Genomic DNA, 23053 nt, shown 5'->3' on the forward strand with positions numbered 1-23053 from the left:
GGAGCGGCTTTTATTATTTAAAGTAATGCTATGAATACACACATAAATAACATAGTCATCGTGGGTGGTGGCGCCGCAGGTTGGTTAACAGCGGGATTACTGGCAAGCGAACACCCTGATAAAAACATAACGTTAATCGAGTCAGTTAATATTGGGATCTCTGGGGTTGGAGAAGGCACATGGCCGTCGATGCGAAACACACTGCAACGCATCGGTATTAAAGAAACTGACTTTTTACGTCATTGCGACGCCTCGTTTAAACAAGGTTCTAAATTTATTAACTGGCAAACAGAATTAGAAGGCGATAATTACTATCACCCTTTTATGGTGCCTCAAGGCTATACCGAATGTGATATTCATGCGGCATGGCAATACCTATCCCCAGAGCATAAATACGCTGACACTGTAAACATGCAAAGCTTTGTTTGTCAGGCCGCTCTCGCCCCAAAGCAAGCCCAAACACCTGATTATGCAGCTGTTACAAATTATGGATACCACCTTGATGCACATAAGTTTGCTCACTTTTTAGCGCATCATTGTGTTAACAAGCTTAATGTAAAACACATTGTTGATGATGTACTGAATGCAAATAATGATAGTCATGGCTATATTCAAAGCGTAAATACGCTCAGTAACGCAGCTATTTCTGGGGATTTATTTATTGATTGCTCAGGTAGTGCAGGCTTATTAATTGCAAAGCACTACCAAATAGAGTACTTAAATCAGAATCACATTTTATTCAATAATTGCGCCGTCACGACCCACCTTCCCTATCAGGATCCACACGATAATATCGCGTCAGCAACGTTATCCACTGCGCAACAAGCAGGCTGGATATGGGATATTGGATTACCTACTCGACGGGGCATAGGATACACATTCAGTGATAAATATTGTGACGAAGCAACGGCAATAAAGACCTTAAAACACTATGCAGAGCAATCTATTGGCTCCAAACTAGCGGAGCAACTTGATACTCGAACGCTGCGCTTTACACCAGGATACAGAAAAGAGTTTTGGCATAAAAACTGTGTCGCTGTTGGTATGTCACAAGGCTTTATTGAGCCCTTGGAAGCGTCAGCTTTAGCGATGGTGGAGCTAAGTATTAGTATGCTAAGCGAGCAAATGCCGTCAAACCGCCAACATATGACTTTATTAAGCGCACGTTTTAATGAGCGCTTTAACTACCGCTGGCAAAAAGTCATCGAGTTCTTAAAACTCCATTATGTGCTTAGCAAACGTAATGATAGCCCATACTGGCTCGATAACCGCCAAACGAATACAATTCCAACCGCGTTACAGAAATTACTCGAATTATGGTGTTATCAACCGCCAAGTCGGTTTGACTTAATTGAAAATGAAGAAGTATTCCCTTCGGCTAGTTATCAATATGTGCTTTATGGCATGGGTTTTCACACCCGTTTACCCGCTCATATGAGCACAAAACAGCAAGAATTTGCGCAGCAACTGTGTAAGCTAAATCGAGAGCGGATTGGGCACTACTTAAAAAATTTACCTAGCAACCGCTTATTACTCCAACAACTATTAGCTAAGTAAGGGTTAAGAATGACAAATCACTTTACCAAACATGTCGTTATTGCTGGGGGCGGTACCGCCGGTTGGATGGCCGCAGCTGCGTTAGCTAAATTATTAGGCAATGAAATAACCATCACTTTAATTGAATCTGATGAAATTGGGACTGTCGGTGTCGGCGAGGCAACAATCCCCCCTATTCGCACCTTTCATAAGTTACTGGGTATAGATGAACAGCGCTTCATGACCCAAACACAGGCGACTTTTAAACTCGGGATCAGTTTTGAGAATTGGCACAAACCAAACAGTGACTATATTCACTCGTTTGGCATCACAGGCAAAGAGTGCTGGGCTGGCGAATTCCATCACTTTTGGTTACATGCTCAAAATCAAGGTGTTAAAGATGATTTTGGCGACTATTGTTACGAATTGCAGGCTGCAAAACACGGAAAATTTGGCTTCAACAAGCAAAACCCAATCAACTATGCCTTTCATTTGGATGCCAATCGCTATGCTTTATTTTTACGAGACTTTGCTGAACAACACAGCGTAAAACGCATAGAAGGAAAGATAGAGCACATCAACAAATCTGCAACGAATGGCTTCATTGAAAGTGTCACGTTAAAAAATGGCACCACCGTTTCGGGGGATTTTTTTATTGATTGCACTGGCTTTAAAGGCTTACTTATAGAGCAAGCCTTGCATACAGGCTTTGAAGACTGGTCACACTTATTACCGTGTGATAGCGCTGTCGCTGTACAAACAACAGGCTCAGATGAAATTCTCCCGTATACACGCTCAATCGCACACCAATCGGGCTGGCAGTGGCAAATACCATTACAAAACCGTACAGGTAATGGCTTAGTGTATTGCAGTCGCTATTTGACTGACGCGGATGCCACACACCTATTACTCAACAATATTAGTGGCGAGATTTTAACAGAACCAAAAGTCATAAAATTTAAAACGGGGCGTCGTCTAAAAGGCTGGAATAAAAACTGCCTCGCTTTGGGTCTCGCAAGTGGCTTTTTAGAGCCTCTCGAGTCAACCAGTATTCACCTTATTATGACCGGTATAATCCGCTTTATACGATTATTCCCGTTCACCTATATCAGCCAACATGCAATTGATGAATACAACAAACAATTAAAATCTGAACTCGAGAGCATTCGTGATTTTATCGTGCTGCACTACAGGGTAACCGACCGCGACGATAGTGAATTTTGGCGTCATTGCAAAACAATGGAGATCACTCAAACACTCAGCCATAAAATTGCATTATTTAAACAAACAGGGCGCGTTTTTTTAGATGACGGTGACATATTTCGCGTTGATTCATGGGTGCAGGTAATGCTTGGCCAAGGAATAAAGCCACAGCAATATCATCATGTAGCCAGCTTAATGAGTGAACAAGAATTAATGCAGTTTTTACACGGTATTAAACAGCAAATAGCACATCGCCTTGCGCAATTGCCTAACCATAAAGAGTTTGTAAGTAAGTATTGCTCACAGAACAATTAGTGTATTGACTGATTGCCATGCACTTTTTAGGCTCATATCGCATAGAGTCTGTATGCTGTGTCAGTACTCATACCTCGTTAAATATGTTTGGTAAGTATACGCGTTTTATAAGGTCATACTATTACAGCGAGTGTCAGCAGAGATGTGGAATTATTAATCGTTTTTTCTTTTATAAAGCAAGCAGTAACACTTGCTTTATTGTTTTTTAAAATGCAAAAAACACCGTATTAAACCCGTTATTAAAATAAACTATTGACCATAACCAAATTAGTCTCTAACCTAAATATGGAAGCGCTACCATAAACACGCAATATTTTGCGTGTTTTTTTGAAAAAACATGGAAGCGCTTTCAGTAGAAAAGAATTAGTCACCATTTAACTTGCAATTGTTCACCAAAGGTTTCTTTAAATGACTCAGCTCACGTTACCAAAAAACTCACCTATGCTTAGCAAAGACTTTATCTATGGCGTCGCTACGGCTTCGTTTCAAATTGAAGGTTCTGCGGATAAGCGCCTCCCCTGCATCTGGGACACTTTTTGCGCAACCCCAGGAAAAATCGCCGATAATTCGAATGGTGAACGTGCGTGTGAACATGTCATAAAATGGCGTGAAGATATTGCTCTCATTGACTCTTTGGGAGTGGATGCTTATCGCCTCTCAATTTCTTGGCCACGAGTCATAACCTTAGACGGCACTTTAAATCATGATGGTGTAAAGTTTTATACCGATATACTAGATGAGTTAGCACGTCGTAATATAAAAGCCTTTGTGACGCTTTACCATTGGGATTTACCGCAACACTTGGAAGACAAAGGGGGATGGTTAAATCGAGAAACCGCCTTTGAATTTGAACGCTATGTTGATTTAATAAGTAAAGCATTTGGTGATAAGGTTTATTCATATGCGACATTGAATGAACCTTTCTGTAGTTCATACTTAGGCTATGAAATTGGTGTTCATGCTCCTGGAATAAAAGGCCGTGAATTTGGCCGAAAAGCAGCGCATCACCTATTACTTGCCCATGGATTAGCCATGAAGGTTCTGAATAAAAATAGCCCACACGCGCTCAATGGAATTGTACTTAACTTCACCCCTTGTTACCCGGTTACTCAAAGTGATGCCGATTTAGCTGCCACAGCATTTGCTGATGACTATATAAATCAATGGTACATGAAACCGGTAATGACCGGAGCGTACCCTGACATTATAGAGCAGTTACCTGAGGCTCATAAACCTGACATATTACCAGGGGATATGGAAACAATTGCTCAACCACTTGATTTTTTGGGTGTCAATTTTTACACGCGATTACACTATCAAGCGAGCGAAACTGATTATTATGAAGAAATGCCTCACCAAGCACCAATGACCGATATTGGCTGGGAGATATACCCAAAAGCGCTCACTGAATTATTAGTATCGCTGCATGGAAAATACCAGCTACCTCCTGTTTTTATTACTGAAAATGGGGCAGCTATGGATGACAAGATGATTAATTCAGAGGTTCATGATCAAGATAGAATTGATTATTATAATAGCCACTTAAATGCTGTGAACGACGCAATGGAGCAAGGTGTTACTGTCTCGGGGTATTTTGCATGGAGTTTAATGGATAATTTTGAATGGGCAGAAGGATACTCAAAACGTTTCGGTATTGTTTATGTCGACTATGTAACCCAGCAACGTGTTATTAAAGACAGTGGCAACGCATACAGTCACTTAATTAAAAACCGCTAATAATAAAGATACCAATAATGATAAAAAACACTCTGCCCTTACATGAAAAAATAGGCTACGCAATGGGTGATGCGGGCGCCAACTTAGTGTGGCGTGGCGCATTAGCCTACTTAGCCGTTTTTTATACTGACACGTTTGGTATTTCAGCGTCTGCCGCTGCCCTCCTTTTTCTAGTCGTACGTTTATCCGATGGTGTCACCGATATCATTATGGGAATGATAGCTGACCGTACTCAAACGCGACTAGGAAAATTTCGTCCTTGGATTTTGTGGTCGACGCCTTTTTTAGCGTTATTCATGGTACTGTGCTTTACCACCCCCAACATTAGCCCAGTCGCAAAACTAATATACGCCTACTTTACTTATATCGGACTCACATTAGCTTACACAGTAAGTAATGTCCCTTATTCAGCTTTAATGGGAGTCATGACAGGGGGTGACCTAGAGCGGGCAAAACTCTCTGGATTCCGTTTTGCTGGAGCATTCACTGGTGGACTATTAGTGATGGGTTTTTTACCGGATTTAGTTGCTTACTTTGGCCAAGGAAACAGTGCGCAAGGTTATCAATACACTATGTATTTATTCGCTGCTTTACTCACAATACTCATGCTGATCACCTTTGCCAGTACGAAAGAGCGCGTTCAACCCGCTTTAAAAAAACAGACCTCATTAAAATATGAGTTATTAGATTTAAGTAAGAGCTTACCTTTTATAGTGCTTCCATTATTAGCAACTACGTTGTTTTTTTATTATCGTGAACTTTATTCAGGCCTTTTCTTTGCAGTAACAATGGGCTTAATGACAATTGTCATTCGTAAATTGCTGTCTCAAGATCACAGTAAACTCAGTGGCTCTCAGCTGGATATGGTGGACTTATTAACCAATAAACCTTGGCTTATATTATTAGGCATGGGCTTTTTAACCATGATGTTTAATGGCATAAAGTACGGTGTGATTGCCTATTACTTTAAATATTATGTGGGTAATGAGCTGATGGCCGGACAATATTTTATTGCCTTGTTAGTTGTCTCTATCTTTGGGGCTTTACTAACGGGGAAGCTGGCTGAAATATTTGGAAAACGCACTTTATTTATTCTTTCATTAATTCTAAGCGCCCTGTTTACAATTGCCTTTTTCTGGCTACCAAGTGACAACATCCCGCTGATCTTTGCTCTTGGTTGTAGTGCCGAGTTCTTTGCAGCCATGATGCCTACCCTGTTTTTCTCGATGCTCGGTGATAGTGCTGATTATTCTGAGTGGAAAAATAACCGCCGTGCTACTGGCCTTATTTATTCTGCAGGTACATTTGTGCAAAAGACAGGCGGTGGATTCGCCGGTGCGCTTGTTTTAGTCGTACTCGCGGGCTACGGCTATAACGGTATGGATGAAACAACAATCGCTCAATCTTTAGAAGGTATGAAATTGCTTATGAGCTGGTTACCCGCAGCGTTTGCACTTTTAGCGGCCGCACTCATGCTCTTATATCCATTAACCACTGAGATGACAGAAAAAATTACAGAAGACTTGGCAATTAGACGTGCAAGTCTGTAAATTAATCTACAAAGGTATTTATTAAATTATCATTATGGCAACTATTTATCAGGTCTCTGAGCTTGCAGGTGTTTCTCTTTCAACCGTCTCTCGCGTGTTGAATGAAAACGACTATGTAAGTAAAAAAACAAAACAAAAAGTGCTTGATGCAATGAAACAGCTAGGCTATCAGCCTAACTCTATTGCTCGTTCTCTTGCTTCAAACTGTTCAAATAGTGTTGGCGTGTTAGTCTCAGAGCTCGACGGTCCATTCTTTGGAGAAATGATGTCTGCCATTGAAGCCCAACTAAGAGCGGCAGGTAAGCATGTCATAATCACACCGGGGCACAGTGAAGAAGACAAAGAAAAAAATGGTTTAGAATTTTTGATCTCTCGAAACTGTGACGCCATTATTGCCCATGTTGAGGCTGTTACTGATGATTATTTAGTTGAGCTAAATAAAGGAAAAACCCCTATTTTCTTAATCAGCCGATATGTTGAGCAAATGAAAGAAAACTGCATAAGCCTTGATAATGTCATGGGAGGCTATTTAGCAACCAAGCACCTACTAGACTTAGGGCACCGCGATATAACTTATATAGCAGGGCCCTTGTTTAAGCCAGATGCAGCGGACCGTCTGACAGGGCATAAAAAGGCTCTAAACGAATACAATATCCATTTTGATGAGCAATCTCTGTACGTTGGCGATTTTAAGGAAACGGGCGGATACAATGGTTTAAAGCATTTTTTTGAAAATAAAAAGCAATTTACTGCCATCGTGTGTGCTAATGACGAAATGGCGTCGGGCGTGATGAAATGTGCGCGAGAACATAATTTTGAACTTCCTAAAGATCTCGCAATTATTGGCTTCGATAATGTTCATTTTACAAGTTATTTGTACCCTACTCTCACGACGATTGACAATCCCGTTGAACAAATGGGGAAAATGGCCGCTAATTTAGTTTTAAGAGATATTTATAAACAAAATCGTGCCGATATAGAACATATCTTTTCGCCCAATCTTATGATGCGAGACTCAACGCCAAGGTCAAATTAACGGTAACCCCTTGAGAGTATTATCTAATATAAATAAGTAGAGCGTTGACAACGTCTTCGTTTCTACTTGTTACATTCAACTAATATCTAAATATGATAAAGGAGATGTTGGTGTTTATTGGTGAAGTATCAAAGAAGACACAATTAACAGTCAAAACAATCCGATTTTATGAAGAAAAAGGTCTAATACCAGTACCTCTAAGACAAGGAAAGTACCGTGTCTACACAGACGATCACGTTGAAATATTAAAGCTAATTTCTGAAGCTAAAACCCTAGGCGTCACATTGTCTGAACTTAAGGGATTAATTAAATTTAAAGATTCAAAGGCTAACTGGTCAGAAATTAGTGAGTTTTTAGTGATACTAAAAGAACGTCTAACAGAGCAAATAAACGCAACCGCAGCAAAAATTACCAAAATAGACTCATGTATCAGTATAATCAATCAGCAAACACCTCTTGACTCTCTCCTTAACGAGAGAGTGTATGATGGACAAAAGGTCGCGATTACGAAATAAATCAAATCATTTTAAACAAACTGCTTATCCGTTTACTAATCGGTTAGTTTTTGAATTGGTATGTTTTTGAATAGATAAATTCGCTTTGTAGTCTACTCTTTCAGGCCCTTGCCTGCGTTGTTTATAAGTAATTTCTAACTATAAGGAATGACATGGAAAATTTAGCAAAAAATCTTTGGATCTTTAATGGCAAAAGTGTCACGTTTTTAGGCTTACCCTTTTCTACGCGTATGACCATAATCAAGCTTTCAAATAATGAGTTGTGGGTACACAGTCCTATCGAATTAACAGAGGCTTTGCAGCAGCAAGTAGATAGCTTAGGAAAAGTAACGTTTTTAATTGCACCTAACCACCTTCATCATTTGTTTTTACCACAATGGATAGATGCATACAGCGACGCTAAAGTTTATGGCACGCAAGAGCTTATAAAGAAACGCAATGACATTTCATTCAACGCATCATTAAATAATGAAACGTCATACCCTTGGTCACACGACATTGCACAGATATTATTCACCGGTTCAGCATTAATGGAGGAATGTGTCTTCTTTCATAAGCAATCTAACACCCTAATAGTCACCGATTTGGTTGAAAACTTTTCGGGTAACGATTTTAACTTTTGGCAAAAATGGCTGGCTAAAGGCGCAGGTATTTTAGCGCCAAAGGGAAAAACGCCGATAGACTGGCGCTTAAGCTTTATGTTTAATAAAACACAAGCGAGTAAACATATTAGAAAGATATTTGCCTGGGAGGCAGATATGCTAATTATGGCGCATGGTGAAATAATTAAGAAAGACGCAACAGACTTTTTGCGGCAATCTTTTAACTGGTTGGTAAAAAATAAATAGCCGCAGCTACCCGTAATGCAATTTTGCCAAGACCCCATACAAGTACATTAATATTTCACATTATAAATATTTGCTAATAAACACTCTTTATAATGAAAGCCTATTGACTCTCCACCACAGGGGAGACTTTAAAATAACAATTATTTTCTACCCATGAGAGGTAATTGTGAAAAATATTATATTAGTAAATGGCAATCCTAAAAAGAACAGCTTTTCATCGTGTATTACTGATAAATATGCACAGGCAGCACGCAAGTCCGCGAACATTCGTATTTTTAATCTACCCGAAATGGATTTTGATCCAAATTTAATGTGTGGTTATGATGATGACCAACCGCTTGCGCCATGTTTAAAGGAATTTAGCAAATCTCTTCATTGGGCTAATCATATCGTCATAATATCTCCTTTGTGGTGGGGAGGATTACTGGCAAAGCTCAAAGGGGAAACTGCAAGAATGATTCTTACAATGGACACACCCGCAGAGCTAGCTGCAGAATACGCTCAGTCATATTATCTGACGATGCCCAAACAACACAGGCTTAATTGATATAATAAAATTGGTTCATACTATGACTAAAGGCTTATATTAAAAAATACAGGCTATTATACTCTATGTTTAGCGTTGCTCTTATGAGGGAGCCCTGCTAAATATTCGCATATATTTAAACGGAATAATGATGGATTATATTAAAATTAATAAAGAGGCGTGGAACAACAAGACCCCATTGCACATTGCACATTGCATCAAAATTTTACAACCTCCCCGCATTTATAGAAGGCCAAACGTCACTAAATCCCATAGAACTTTCACTTTTGGGTGATGTTAAAGGGAAGTCACTTCTGCATTTACAATGTCACTTTGGCCAAGATACTTTGTCTTGGGCAAGATTGGGGGCTAATGTAACTGGCGTTGACTTATCATCAACGGCTATCGAACAGGCAAATAAACTCAAAGACTCTCTTGCTTTAAATGCGCATTTCATTGAAAGTGATATTTACCAGTTCGGTCAGTTCAATGATACACAATACGATATTGTATGCACGTCTTATGGGGTAATTAGCTGGCTGCCAAATTTAGATAACTGGGCACAGGTTATTGCCGATGCTTTGAAGGCTGGTGGTGAATTCTACTTAATTGAATTTCATCCTTTTCAAGGACTTTTTGATGGCTACAGTTACTTTCCTAAATCAACACCTGATATTGAAGAGGAAGGAACATACACCGAAAACTGCGATGGCACGAAATCCAAAACAGTCAGTTGGAGTCATTCAATAAGTGAAGTAATCAGCTCATTACTAAAAGCGGGATTAAGTATAGAAGCATACGATGAATACCCTTTCAGCCCTTATGATTGCTTTGATGGCCTAGAATATATTCCCCACGCTGGTTATCAACTATTACATAACGGGCAACAGGTTCCATTGGTTTTTTCAATCAAAGCCCGTAAGCGCTAATTAAATCTAGATAATTTTTAACAGAGGTATATATGGATATAAGTTTACTGAGTATTTTTATTTCTGTGGCACTAGCTCATTTCCTTGCTTTACTCAGCCCAGGACCCGATTTCGTGCTGGTAGTGAAAAGTGCACTAAAAGGAAACCAAAAGAATGCTATTGGCGTCGCCCTCGGAATTGCGATAGCAAATGCAGTTTATATAGGGTTATGTTTGATTGGTGTGGGGGCAATTTTATCAACGTCTGTTGGCTTAATGATCGCACTTAAAGTGATTGGTGGGCTGTTTTTAATGTATATCGCTTTTCACGCGTTGAAAGCACCAAAGAGCGCTTACAATAATGTTGTTATCGCAGCTCACAGCTCGGTTGCGTTTTCGTTCACCTGCTTTTGTAAAGAGTTTGCGACTGGATTCCTCTCAGGTATTCTTAATCCAAAAAATCTCTTATTTTATCTGAGCTTGTTTACGGTCGCGCTCACTCCAGAGGTTAGCATTACCTTTAAGGTGATTTTAGGTGTGTGGATGACCCTGATTGTTTTTATATGGGATGTTGCCATTATTTACATGCTATCCAAACAAAGAGTCAGGGAAAAATTTGTTAAAGCGTCTTATTTTATAGATAAAGTTACAGGTGCTGTTCTCGGTGTGATTGGTTTTAATATTGTAAAATCAGTATGGTCAAAACAGTAATGTGATAAGTATTAATCATCGTTGCTGCCACTCGCAATATACGCAGTGTCAGCAACTATTATCACGTCATTATTTAAATAAGCCCTTTAGATGTTTACTATAAGTACGGCTTACTTTTAGTGTTTTTCCGTTGTGTAGTGTTGCCATGTACTCAGAGTTACGCAAGGGATCAAGCTGTTTTACATACTCTAGATTGATGATCGTCGATTTATGAATTCTCAAAAATGCCTCTGGCAAGGTATTGCTTTCAAGCTCTTTTAGTCTGGCTCGCATTACATAGGTTTCCGTTTCTGTGTGGACACACATGTAGTCACCCGCCGCATCAATCCATAGAATATCTGCAAAAGGTATTATTTGAATTGGGCTTTTTGCATCTCTAATAACCAAGTTTTCATCGTCAAACTTATAATCTGACTGCGCTGATTTTTCAAATGTTGATTCTTCTGCTTTGTCTATTTCTTGTTGTACTTCTATTAATTCACTTTTTTGGTATAGCTTTACATTATTAACCACTCTGTCTATGGCCTCTGCTAGCCTAGTGAGTTTGACTGGTTTTAATAAGTAATCAATTGCCCTGACTTCAAAAGCCCGCACTGCATGTTGATGAAATGCAGTGACAAAAATAACAGCAGGACAGGTTTCAGGTTGAAAATGTTTTATTAATTCAAAGCCAGACTTTGATGGCATTTCAATATCTAAGAAAATTAAATCTACTTCATGTTCATTCAGAAACTGAATTGCGTCATCCACACTGCTTGCACTGCCTATGACGTTAATCTCAGCAAATTCTTCTAACCTAATACGTAGGCCTTCAATTGCACTATACTCGTCGTCAACTAATAACGTTTTTAACTGAATCATTTAATAAGACCATTAATTGGCAATGTCATACATACCCAAGCTCCACCAGATGAATGATTGCCTTTTTCTATCCGCTGAGCTTTACCATAAATTAATTTCAAACGTTGCTCGCAGTTTGCCAAGCCTATTCCACGTTTAGTACTCTCATTATGTGTGAAGCCTTTGCCGGTGTCTGAAACCTTTATTATTAGGGTGTTTTTACTCTTTTCAATTACGATTGTTATAGCCATTGTTTTATCAGCTGCCATACCGTGCTTGAGTGCATTTTCAACTAATGGCTGAATTAGCATAGAGGGAATAAGTAGCTCACTACACCCTTCTTCAACTGAGATATTGACAGATAGTTTATCTGCAAAACGACACTTCTCGATGTCTAAATATGTACGAAGAATAGCGATTTCTTCTTTAATTGTGACTTTTTCAAGCGGGTCGGTATACAAACTGTGTCGCAATAAATCACATAACTTTTCAAGCATTTTAACGGCTTCTAAGCTTTCCTTTTTTAGGATTAATGTACAAATCGCATTGATACTATTAAACATAAAATGAGGATTAAGCTGGTAACGAAGCATTTTTAGCTGGGACTCTTTTGCTAAATGTGTTGCCTCAGCCGCTTTTTGTGTTTGTTCTAAGTTATCTAAATAAATCTTAATACCATAATAAAAGGCAGTCCATGTCGACAACATTGTCAATGAGGCGGATGTCCAAGTACCAAAATCAAACCAGCTCATTGGCAGCCAAAAGTTACCATAGAACCATTGTAAAGTGACCCACTTTATTTGGGTCCAAATTAAGGTTGCAGAGATAACGACCACGATATGCAATGCTACTTTTAACTTAAATTCGAGTAAACTGAGATAGGTGAAAACCTTTCTTAGAAAAAGAGTAATTAAAAAGCCAAAGCACGTATCAATTATCAGGTGAGGGATGTGAATAGCCCATGGTTCATTACTGGGAACTTTGATCATGAGTTCGGTCAGAATCGCGTAAACTAGCCAACCGCAAATTTGAAATAACCAAAATAACTGGCTACGAGGGTTCGATGTATTCAAATCATTTATCCAAAAAGCAAAGCAGTCGGGCTATCAACCCCACTGCTTTGCTCCAAATTTAATTACTGCATTTTACCACAACAGCATCACTGTTAGGTTTAATCGTTAAACCAATGTCTGCGAAGGCGATACTCGCTTCGTTTGCTTCAACTTTCAAAACCTCAGTTATCGCTTTCGACTCAGTACCCTCAACGTTACAGCTTAACGGTATTGCTAAGGTATGCCATTTTTTATCACTCAGTATCGCATCAAATGAAGAAAAACTAACCTTCCTTAAACACTGTTTCTGAGAACACATAACCTGTAAATCTGTATGTTCACCGGGTGACTTATTAATTCGCATCTTCAGTGTTAAGTAACCTGACTGATACATCTCACTCATTTTTTCTGGTTTTTGATACGCTAAAGCAAATGTCGCTTTATCTGTTCCAGAACGCCAAATAAATTGTCGCGCATCTTCTTGATAAGATAAATTCACCGATTGCATCAACAAACTCATACCATCAGTACTTGTAGCCGATGAATTTTTGGTAATGACTTTATCAGTTTGGCCAGCTTGAAGAGTCCACACTAAGTTGTCAGATAAACTTCTTACAAACAACGCTTTCGAATCTGTACTTGCCACTTTCCTCGGTGTCGTTTTTTCGGTTAACACAGGTAAGTTAACCGTATCATCGTATGTTAAACCATAACCATACTCAAATAATGGTTGGTAATTTTCGTCGCCAATATTTAACGAATATTGGTCATCATATTTTGGCCAAGAAAAACTCAATTTCCCTGTGAAATCATACTGAATAGCGCCTTTTTCATTGGTTAATAAAATATCAGCAATACCTTCACCTTCTGACCCCGGTAACCACGCAGCCACAAAAGCATCTGATGCATTCAGCTCTTTATTTACCCAAAGTGGACGACCCGTTAAAAATACAGTAACAACTGGAATACCTTTTGCCTTAAGAGTCTTCAATAATGCTAAATCTTTTTTGGTTTCATATTGATACTCTAGGTACTCAATGTCACCAAACCATTCGGCATAAGGTTCTTCACCGATTACGACAATCGCGACATCAGGCTTAACAGAATAATCGCCAAATTCAGCAAACTCAACGTCACCACCCGCCTTTTCAATTTGTGATTTTAGACCCGCAAAGATAGAGGTTGCATTGGGGAAGTCATCATTGGTGTTGTCCGTTCCCTGCCATGAGACACTCCATCCACCAGCTTGCTTAGCAATATTGTCAGCACCGTTTCCGGCAACGAGAACGCGACTTTTAGCATTAATTGGCAGTACATTATTGTTATTTTTAAGTAGTACAAGAGACTTTCGCACTGCCTCTCTAGCTAACTCTCGATGTGGTTGAGCACCTAACCATTCAGGGTGTTGCGACTCAGGTCGTAATGAAGGTTTACCCTTTGCAAACACTCCCCATCTAATTTTAGCTCTCAGAAAACGTCTAACCGCATCATTTATTCTAGCCTCTGGTATCACACCTTCTTTCGCTTGCTTAACCGTATTATGATAAAAAGCTTCAAAGTGTTCAGGCACCATTATGACATCAACACCCGCATTTATGGCAGCAGCACATTGCTCAAGATCGCAGCCTTCAACAAATTTATGCGCATTCCAGTCGCTAACAACGAAACCATCAAAGCCCATTTGGTTTTTCAGTACCTCTGTTAATAAATACTTATCACCGTGGACGCGTTGACCATTCCAACTATTAAAAGAGGCCATGACCGACTGCACACCCTCATTAATAGCTGAAAAATAGCCCGGACTATGAATTACTTTTAATCCTTGCTCGTCGATAATGGTGTTGCCACGGTCTATACCGCGCTCTGTACCACCGTCACCAACAAAGTGTTTGGCTGTTGCAATTCGCTTGGTATTTTTCAAAAAGTCGTTGCCGATTTCTCCTTGGATACCAATCACCATCTCTGCAGCATATTCTTTTACTAAATCTGGATTTTCTGAATAACTTTCATACGTTCTCCCCCAACGGTCATCCCTTACTACAGCAACGGTTGGTGCAAAGCTCCATTCAATTCCTGTTGCTGCAACTTCTTTAGCTGTCGCTTGACCGATTCGCTTAATCAAATCAGTATCTCTAGCTGCGCCAAGTCCAATATTATGTGGAAACAACGTTGCGCCATAAACATTACTGTGGCCATGCATGGCATCGGTACCCCAAATAGTCGGAATAGCAATACCATCGACAGATGCGTCCATTGAAGCGAGATACATCTCATCAGCGTACTTTAACCACATGTCCATTGATGCACGTTTATTGCCATAAGGGGCCGTGTTCCCACCATTTAAATATGAACCGAAGCCATACTTACGCATTTGCTCAACCGTTAAATAGCCAATCTCTGGCTGAACCATTTGTGCTACTTTTTGCTCAATTGTCATCGTGGCTAGCAGTTTATCTATATGCTTTTCAACTGCAGGATCGCGTTTTAGTTTCGTATTAACATTTGGCCATTTTACACTGCCCGTTTCTACACCATACGACAATGGGCTATGAACAACGCCGGTTAAAAAGAGTGGGCAAAACAGTAACTTTAAAAATTTAAATTTAGACATCAAAAACCTATAAGAACAATTAATTACAGAGAAAATCAACGCGGTATGTATTCAATAAAATCGTAATATACCCAAGATGAAGCGCCATAATATTGACCTGGAAAATAATTTGCTTCGACAGAATTATCACCATGCCAATGATTAATCATAATTTTGCTATTATCGATGGGCCACGCGTAAGCTGGAATTTCATTCTCTGCTAAATGACCATCTCCGTTTTCTTTATACACCGTTCGGATCGTTTGCTCATGGCCATTGGCATCGAATAAATACCAGCGAATGGCATTGCTTGACCAATCAAAGCCAATAGTCAGCAAGTTTTCTCGGTAATCTAGCCCATACTGACTTAAGTCAATATCCTTTTCCCAACTTTGGTATTGACCACCTTGCGGTTGGTAAATCACATTTGTATGAACAACATTACCTAACGAAGGAAGCAATTCAATATCAATTTCTTGCCACGCTCGGCCAGGGCTATCCCACCACGATGTATAGGTAAAAATTGATGAAACAGTGCCCGCCACGTTGCCAGATTTTAATCTTCCCTGAACTTTACCGTACCCATAAAAATGGTTGCTTTGTAGTTCTGAACATGAGCCTTGTGCTAATGACAACGTTAAACCATGCTCACTGGGATTTAGTAAATCAGTTTTAAATGCGCAACCAAAGGGTGTGCCATTACTGCCAGTACGTGCAGTCCAAACAGAGCTATCATATCCCCATGAAAAATTATCTTTAAAATAATTAGCATTCGCGTGGGTAGCGACTAAAGTTGTGCAGCCCAATAATGCACTAAGAAACAGTTTTTTCATTGTTATGCCTTAAATAATTTGGCTCCCATATTAAAAATATGGGAGCGTAAAATAGAGGGGTTAGAATGAAAATCCAGCTCTTACACCATAATACCTAGGCATGCCAAAGCTGCCCTTAGGAATACCTTTGCTGGTATTGTTCCAGTATTGAATCGTCTCATCAGATGCATTATTGATGAACATTTCTACATACCAGTTTTTCTCTTTTGGCTCATATTTTAAAGAGGCATTGTATACAGCAAAGGCATCGCGGCTATCGTCTATGTATTTAGTCGCTTCGTCTGAAACTGCAAAGTCCATATCATCCAAATGCTTATCGAGATTCCACACGGTGGTATACGCTTTATCTTTCCAGCTGGCATTAAACCAACCATGAATAAATCCATATTCACCCAGATCAAAGGTATGTGTATAACTAATGTTAGCCGTGTATTTTGGCGTCATTGCTAAGTTATTACCTCTAAGGTTAGTCGTTAGCAATGTATTTTCAGGGTCTTTAGATTCTTCATAAGAAATATTAAACAAATACTCAGAATCATAATCCCATTTAGTGTGCCAATCTTCCGTAATTTTTGCCTCAGTCCAGGTCACATAACCAGTAATTCGCCCATTTGGATACGGTTTCCAGTCAAATTCAAACTCAAGACCTTTAATCGTAGAGCCCGGAACGTTTTGAGTATAATAAGCAATCACAGGCTGATTCTGAAAATCAAGAATTGGCTGACCATCTTCACCGATTACAGGTGCCCCATCCTCATCTTCAACAACAGACAAGCGCTCAACATTACCAATTGATCCCACTGACGCATACTGCATATCTGTATAATCTGTATAGAAAAATGCAGCTTTTAGGTTCAATGAATTATCAAAAAAGCTAGACTTTGCACCGAATTCCCAGGTCAGCACTTCTTCGGGATCAAATTTTGTTTCAAACCGAGTTACTTCACCCGTTCTATCATTAACCACTTCGTAAACATCACCAATACCACCCGCTTTAAATCCGCTTGCAAGGTAGGCATAGAGCATTGTTTCTTCGGAGATGTCATAATCTAAGCCAACACGAAAATCATGATGCTGCCAACTTCCTTTATTGTCGTTTTCAAAGTACGACGCATAAATAGACGGATCTTCATAATAATCGACAGGTTGATTGTTAAGCTCTGTTCTATTTAACCAACCAACAGCACAGCCATCAGCATTTGAACAACGATAGGTACGACCGCCTTTATCCTGCTTCGTTTCATCACTAAAGCGATAACCAAATGTCGCATGCAACTTTTCAGTTAATTTATAAGTGCCTTGGCCAAACAAAGCATACGCATCTGTTGAACGGTCTGGCTGGTCCCAAAATGCTTTATCATCCATTGGATTATCGTAATAACCAACTGTGGTTGTTTTTTCATGAAAATAATTGGCACCCACAATCCAAATAAAGTCACCGTATTCATCTGATTGCAGTTGTAATTCTGTAGAAAATGATTCTGCTCCGGTGCCATCTAGGAAATAAGTAGCGCCATCCCAAGGGTCTAAACCAACTTCGCTATCTTGTGCTGAAGACCTTTCCATATCTTCATATCCCACTAACCACACCAGATCATATTGATCATTTATGGTGTAGTTAAAGGTATTACGAAGGTATGTTATGTCTAGATTCAACTTTCCTGGCACATTAACTACGGCTTGATACGTGTTATCACTCGGTAGGAAATTCGTACAATCACCTCCCATTTCAGCGGGTCTTCCACGTAACTTATCGCAGTTAACTAAATCAAGGTTATTATTACTATCGTTTACATATTTTTGGAAAACGGTGTGGTTTGAAAAATTGCCATCCAACGGCTCCCAAAGTGTACTTATACGGAAGGAATATTCATCTGCATTATTATAAAAATCACTTTTATCTGCAGCTGTTAACTGACGAACTTTTTGAGCCTCAGGATCGGTTCCTGCGCCATCAATCCACCAGTTTTCTCTTTGTGTCACTGTTTGTCCAACACCTTGGTATGAATCTTCAGAGATTACAGGGGCATTTAAAACCTCATCAGAAAGTCGGCGCGTGTCATATTGGTTAGGGTCATAGTAACCCTCTAGGTAAGAGTCACGCTTTAGGCCTTTCGCTGAAAAACGAACTGCAAACTCTTCAGTTACTGGAATATTGATAAGGCCATCAATACTGCGGCTATTAAACTTGCCCGCTTCAATATTCAACTGCCCATATTGGTTTTCAAATTCAGGCTTGGCGGAAATCACATTGATACTTCCCACTGTCGAGTTTCGGCCAAATAAAGTACCTTGTGGTCCACGAAGCGCCTCAACACGGTCAATATCATACATCAGCGCAAGCGCACCTTGCATTCTTGGTGAATAAATACCATCTAAATGAACACCAACAGCAGGGTCCCCTAACTCAGTTAAGTTAGTTGAACGCACGCCTCGCATTGAAATAACAGGAGCAGATTGATCCGTTGCTGTAGAAATATCTAAGCTAGGCACCAAGTTCGCTATATCCTTTATGTTATTTACACCATTTTTTTTAAGCTCAGCCTCTGTAAGTGCAGTGATGGCCACCGGTGTTTCCATCAATTTGGTTTTACGTTTTGTTGCCGTTACTGAGATAATTTCTAACCCACTATTCTGCTGTTCAACGTCTTTAGACTTTGAATCTTGCTGATCATTATTCTGTGCATATACCGGTAATGAGCATGCTAATGCGACAGCGATAGCAACAGCTTTTTTATTTATTGTGTGCATATTCGACCTTTTTAATGTGTGTTCTAGTGTTAAAGTCTTTACGTTTAATTAACAGTATCTAAAGGAGCATTTTTCATTACTAGTCAAATTCGGCAAAGCGAGTTTCAAACAATACAAAGCGAGACTGGATTCAGATAAAAGAGGGTTAGCGACAGAATTTAGGTTTTCTAACGCGTAAAAAAAAGGGGGATAAACGGGGGCCATTGGGCTTTTAATCATTGCGAAATATTCCTAACAATTTTATTAAAAACCCAACGTTTTGACGTTACTTAAGTTGATTGAGAATGAGTTTTTCGGTGTGGCTCAATAAGTCAAACCCGCCTATTTCACCGTGTCCGGGAACCACTCTTCGTAATTTTTTGTAATCATTCTTCAACTGCTGAGTAATTTTCAGCCATGAATGAATATCTCCATGGGCCATATTCCCTACAGAGTTAGACTGTAATGCACGAACCGCACAGCCTGCGTATAAGATACGTTTATCTGGTAACCATACCATTATATTATCCATCGCATGACCGGGGCCTGGGAAAAACACATTCAATGAGCCAAATTTCACCTGTGCACCGACTGTTGCAAGTTCGGCTATCACATTGTTTGGTACAGCAGTCCCTTGCTCTATTGTCAATTGCTGCGTCAAAGGGTGAGAATACACTTTGATACCACGCGCTTCTAATACATCAACCCCTGAAGCTCGGTCTGCATGTGCATGAGTGACAAGTGCCTTGGTTATCGGCAAGTTTATTTCTGTGTTAATGACGCTTAATAACTGTTGTGTTAGTAACTCTCCCCACGCTGTGTCGATCAGGGTTAAACTTTGCCCCTCCCTGACAATCAAACCATTCGAAGGGAATGTTGTCCCGTTAGGATAAACATAAAAAGAGGTATGCAACCAAACGCCTTCATCTATTTTCGTGATAAAGACTTCATTCTCAGCGTGTATATTCGCTAAACTACTTTGAGTAAATACACCGCAAACAACAAAAAATAATACACCCAATATCCTTTTAAATATCATCATAATTCCTAATCTTCTTGACGTTATAATATTATAATTTTTTACGTGATCGTTTTGTACCAAAAACAACGCTAATTTTAAAAGTGGACTCAATTTACTCGATACGAATGCTCGCCCTAGTTCAGCCTCTGATAGCAGTGATTAAAAACGGGTGCATCGGCCCTTTATTCCCTGCTTTTAATTCTGCCAACTCGTTTAAGCGTATATTCTATTTACACGGTTACTTTTCGATGTTGTATATTTGCAACAAGAGGCTAAGCTTTATATACATAACAAATGCTTAGAAAAAATATGAAATTATTAGTAATGCTCTTTTTTTTCTTCTCTACTCAAGTGGTTGCAATGCTTACACCCGTGACCTATGAAAAAGATGGAGAAGTCATTACCAAAAATGCGGTACGCTACAAAGACGGCTATGGTTACAACGTAAATGCCGAACATGTATTAAGACTTGTTACGCTTGATTGGCCACCCTATATCGATGAACACCTATGTAACAAAGGCTGGCTTTACCAGTTTACAATTCAATCTTTGCTTAAAAAAGGCTATGGCGTCTATATCGGCTTCTACCCATGGGCACGAGCAGTAAGGGAGGCAGAGCTTGGCAAAGCAGACATCCTTTTTCCTGAATACTTTATTGAAAGCACGGTTATTTCAGATAACTTTTTAGACAAGACACGCAACGAGTTATTAGCTCTCAGCCAACCGATTCCTGGTGGGGATCTATCATTTGTTGCCTTGAAAGGAAACCAAATTCGTTTTAATGGCGACCTAAACTCTGTTAAAGACCAGGTAATTGGCGTTGTCAGATCTTACAAAAACACTCAGCAACTTGATGAAATGATTGATAATAAACAAATTGACACCATCGTTGCAAACAATGAGTACCAACTTATCCACCTACTACTAAGCAATCGCGTTAGTCTCATTGTTGCAGATCTTGAAGTGCTTAAAGCCAGTGTTTATAAATCAGAGTTATCGATTAATGGCAAAAGACAAATAATTGAATCATTGGTTGCGCTTGAACCAAAACTTGAATACAAGCCCCTCTATTTTTCTATTAGTAAATCAACACCGCACTGGCAAAAAGTACTGAAAGATTTAAATGACGAGATCAAGCAAAAACGACAAAGCGGCCAATTTGAAAACTTCATTAAAAAGATGAAACAGCAATGCTATGGAGTCGAAAAAGCGGCATGAATGCCGCTTCTTAACTTAAAATAATGATTCAAACGTACCATCAGGGAACAAGATACCGGGTGCCCCCCTCACAGTAGTAACATCACCAATCTGGGTATCTCCAAAATAAAGTCCACCACTAAAATTACGTCCTTTTTGTTTCAAATCTAACCATCGGCCATCAGCACCTTTGATAACCGCGTTTACATTATTACCAACAGTTCGTAGGTTAATATCCAGTGCTCGGCTATTCTGCTTGATAAATATATCTGTATTCGTCAACTGCGCTAAAGCAGTTAACTTACCAACAAAGCCAAACTCAAAATCTGTAGCACCATTTAGTGGCGTGCCTAAATGTAATGCGAAAACAAGATTTTCAGTTTCCTCATTTATAAAAGGCGTAGCCTCAATAGCCTGAAGATTAAATGATGTTGTTTTCGATGCGGTTGAAAACTCACCATCAAGATCAAAGTCAGATACAATAGTAAGCAACTCTTCAAACGGTGACACAAAGCGATTAAGTGTCAAGTTTAGGTTTCCTACAAGTTCGCTGTCTTTTTTTACTAAGGTAATATCTGTATTAAGAGTCCCTTCACCAGTAGAGTCCTCACTTAAAATTGTAAAGGGATCATCCGTTCCATCAAACGATAACAGTAACTCACTAACATCAACCAATAACTGAGTCTCATTGCTGCTCATTTGGGCGCTCATAACGCCTGTTATTTGATTTCCTAGTAGACTACTAATCCGCCATTGAGGAACGTTTATATCCATATTCACATCGATGCCATCGTATTGCCCTGAAATTGACCATCGATAAGGGGAATGTTGATACTGCACTGTAAGACCATTTACAGTATAAAGTCCTGGTAAGGTATCATCTGCGGGCGATACATTTGAGAGTACATCAAATAGTACATTTGCTAATGCAACTACAACCGACTGTGAATCATCATCCAATGCATTCGTGAAGCTATTTAAATGTGACGACAACTCAGCGCTGTATTGTTGTTCTTGTAACCTTACGACGCCGATAACATTACGAATATCATCCAATAATTCGCGCGATTGAAGTATGGGAGGTTGTTCATCTAATGCTGAAAGTTCAGAAACCTTGCCTAATCCAACTAAACGTTGCTTTAAATTCCCCACAACCGTTTGAATAAGTTGATTTCCTTTTACATTCAATAAATTTTCACGAATATAGCGATTTGCATACTGCGCGTACTCAGGGAAGCGTGAAATTTGCGCCTGGCTTTCAAGTTCAATAAGCTCAGGTTGCGATAAGTTTGCTTCTAATTCAGCCGCACGCTTTAAAATGACTCCAAAACTTAACGCGTTAGTTAATAGTTCAGCTTCTAATGAATCATTCAATTGGCTATGTGTTAAATGATAAAATGGAGTTGCGCTAACGCTCTGTGATGTAACATCTAACTTTTGAGCGCTAATTACGGCACTGACTGGCGATAAAAAGAGCCTATTTTCACCAGGAGCTGCAAAAAATGACGCACTGTAATCTAACGAAAGCGGTAAAACTTCTTCAAAATCAATTTGACGATTTGCGTTTATGTCATCAGGATTGTCACGATACGTTCTGCCGCACCCTTCATAACTTGGACACAAAACAAAGTCATCATTTGATACAAACTCAACTGAATAATTTGCTAGACTCGTTAGTGAGATATCTAAACTATTGAGATCTGAAGTTTCAAACGTTTGTCGTTCACCACTTGCGTTATTTGTAAGTATCAGCGTTCCAGCATTTGACTGCCATGGCGCAATGTAGAAGTTTGCTGTCGAGGTAGTTTTAATCACGACTTGTTCGGGTACGATGTTTTGCTCTGATGAGCCTCCGCATCCTACCAAAAATAAAAAAATGCCTAAGGGCGCTATTCTTTTTACCATG

General features: G+C 39.5%; 18 protein-coding genes. 11 read left to right on the forward strand and 7 right to left on the reverse strand.

Annotation, left to right across the window (positions count from 1 at the left end):
- Positions 1-30: 30 nt before the first annotated feature.
- The 10 genes from LPA49_RS16565 (at position 31) to LPA49_RS16610 (ending at position 10884) form a co-directional block, all read left to right on the forward strand.
- The gene (locus LPA49_RS16565; RefSeq protein ID WP_075593518.1) at positions 31-1557 is read left to right on the forward strand and encodes a tryptophan halogenase family protein; all 1527 of its coding nucleotides are present in this window, start codon (positions 31-33) and stop codon (positions 1555-1557) included.
- Between the two features lie 9 nt (positions 1558-1566).
- Complete coding sequence (locus tag LPA49_RS16570) at positions 1567-3054, forward strand: tryptophan halogenase family protein (protein WP_180310868.1); 1488 nt, start codon at positions 1567-1569, stop codon at positions 3052-3054.
- A 408-nt stretch (positions 3055-3462) separates the two neighbouring features.
- Entirely contained in the window at positions 3463-4791 is a 1329-nt protein-coding gene (locus LPA49_RS16575) for a GH1 family beta-glucosidase (protein ID WP_180310869.1), read from the forward strand.
- A gap of 17 nt (positions 4792-4808) precedes the next feature.
- Entirely contained in the window at positions 4809-6341 is a 1533-nt protein-coding gene (locus LPA49_RS16580) for an MFS transporter (RefSeq protein ID WP_180310870.1), read from the forward strand.
- Positions 6342-6375: 34 nt separating this feature from the next.
- Positions 6376-7377 (forward strand): LacI family DNA-binding transcriptional regulator, encoded by a 1002-nt coding sequence (locus tag LPA49_RS16585; RefSeq protein ID WP_036968046.1) that lies wholly within the window; start codon positions 6376-6378, stop codon positions 7375-7377.
- A gap of 110 nt (positions 7378-7487) precedes the next feature.
- Complete coding sequence (locus LPA49_RS16590) at positions 7488-7892, forward strand: MerR family transcriptional regulator (RefSeq protein WP_180310871.1); 405 nt, start codon at positions 7488-7490, stop codon at positions 7890-7892.
- A gap of 152 nt (positions 7893-8044) precedes the next feature.
- Positions 8045-8740, forward strand: coding sequence for a DUF4336 domain-containing protein (locus LPA49_RS16595; protein WP_075593515.1), 696 nt, complete (start codon positions 8045-8047; stop codon positions 8738-8740).
- A gap of 166 nt (positions 8741-8906) precedes the next feature.
- Positions 8907-9287: an NAD(P)H-dependent oxidoreductase gene (locus LPA49_RS16600; RefSeq protein WP_180310872.1), complete on the forward strand. Its 381-nt coding sequence runs from the start codon at positions 8907-8909 to the stop codon at positions 9285-9287.
- Between the two features lie 266 nt (positions 9288-9553).
- On the forward strand, positions 9554-10195 hold the full coding sequence (locus LPA49_RS16605) for a bifunctional 2-polyprenyl-6-hydroxyphenol methylase/3-demethylubiquinol 3-O-methyltransferase UbiG (RefSeq protein ID WP_306822749.1): 642 nt from the start codon (positions 9554-9556) through the stop codon (positions 10193-10195).
- A gap of 32 nt (positions 10196-10227) precedes the next feature.
- Entirely contained in the window at positions 10228-10884 is a 657-nt protein-coding gene (locus tag LPA49_RS16610; RefSeq protein ID WP_074989381.1) for a LysE family translocator, read from the forward strand.
- 69 nt (positions 10885-10953) lie between these two features.
- Here LPA49_RS16610 and LPA49_RS16615 read toward each other — a convergent pair whose 3' ends face one another.
- From LPA49_RS16615 to bla, 6 genes are all read right to left on the reverse strand, one after another.
- Complete coding sequence (locus tag LPA49_RS16615; protein WP_180310873.1) at positions 10954-11745, reverse strand: LytTR family DNA-binding domain-containing protein; 792 nt, start codon at positions 11743-11745, stop codon at positions 10954-10956.
- Entirely contained in the window at positions 11742-12797 is a 1056-nt protein-coding gene (locus LPA49_RS16620; protein WP_227006816.1) for a sensor histidine kinase, read from the reverse strand. Before LPA49_RS16620 ends, LPA49_RS16615 begins: the two co-directional genes overlap by 4 nt.
- A 58-nt stretch (positions 12798-12855) precedes the next feature.
- The gene (locus tag LPA49_RS16625; RefSeq protein ID WP_180310874.1) at positions 12856-15387 is read right to left on the reverse strand and encodes a glycoside hydrolase family 3 protein; all 2532 of its coding nucleotides are present in this window, start codon (positions 15385-15387) and stop codon (positions 12856-12858) included.
- Between the two features lie 35 nt (positions 15388-15422).
- On the reverse strand, positions 15423-16199 hold the full coding sequence (locus LPA49_RS16630) for a family 16 glycosylhydrolase (protein WP_065978475.1): 777 nt from the start codon (positions 16197-16199) through the stop codon (positions 15423-15425).
- A 60-nt stretch (positions 16200-16259) separates the two neighbouring features.
- Positions 16260-18950 carry a TonB-dependent receptor gene (locus LPA49_RS16635; protein WP_230237312.1) on the reverse strand — a complete coding sequence of 897 codons (2691 nt, stop codon included), beginning with the start codon at positions 18948-18950 and terminating at the stop codon, positions 16260-16262.
- A gap of 265 nt (positions 18951-19215) precedes the next feature.
- Positions 19216-19971, reverse strand: coding sequence for a subclass B1 metallo-beta-lactamase (gene bla, locus LPA49_RS16640; protein ID WP_180310876.1), 756 nt, complete (start codon positions 19969-19971; stop codon positions 19216-19218).
- 288 nt (positions 19972-20259) lie between these two features.
- On the opposite strand from bla, the gene LPA49_RS16645 reads away from it, so the two are divergent.
- Positions 20260-21168: an ABC transporter substrate-binding protein gene (locus LPA49_RS16645; RefSeq protein ID WP_036968026.1), complete on the forward strand. Its 909-nt coding sequence runs from the start codon at positions 20260-20262 to the stop codon at positions 21166-21168.
- A 15-nt stretch (positions 21169-21183) separates the two neighbouring features.
- Here LPA49_RS16645 and LPA49_RS16650 read toward each other — a convergent pair whose 3' ends face one another.
- Positions 21184-23052, reverse strand: a complete 1869-nt coding sequence (locus LPA49_RS16650; protein ID WP_180310877.1) for a hypothetical protein — start codon at positions 23050-23052, stop codon at positions 21184-21186.
- Position 23053 lies beyond the last annotated feature (1 nt).

The sequence above is a fragment of the Pseudoalteromonas sp. MB41 genome (assembly GCF_020966275.1).
In the GTDB taxonomy this organism is placed as follows: Bacteria; Pseudomonadota; Gammaproteobacteria; order Enterobacterales; family Alteromonadaceae; genus Pseudoalteromonas; species Pseudoalteromonas lipolytica.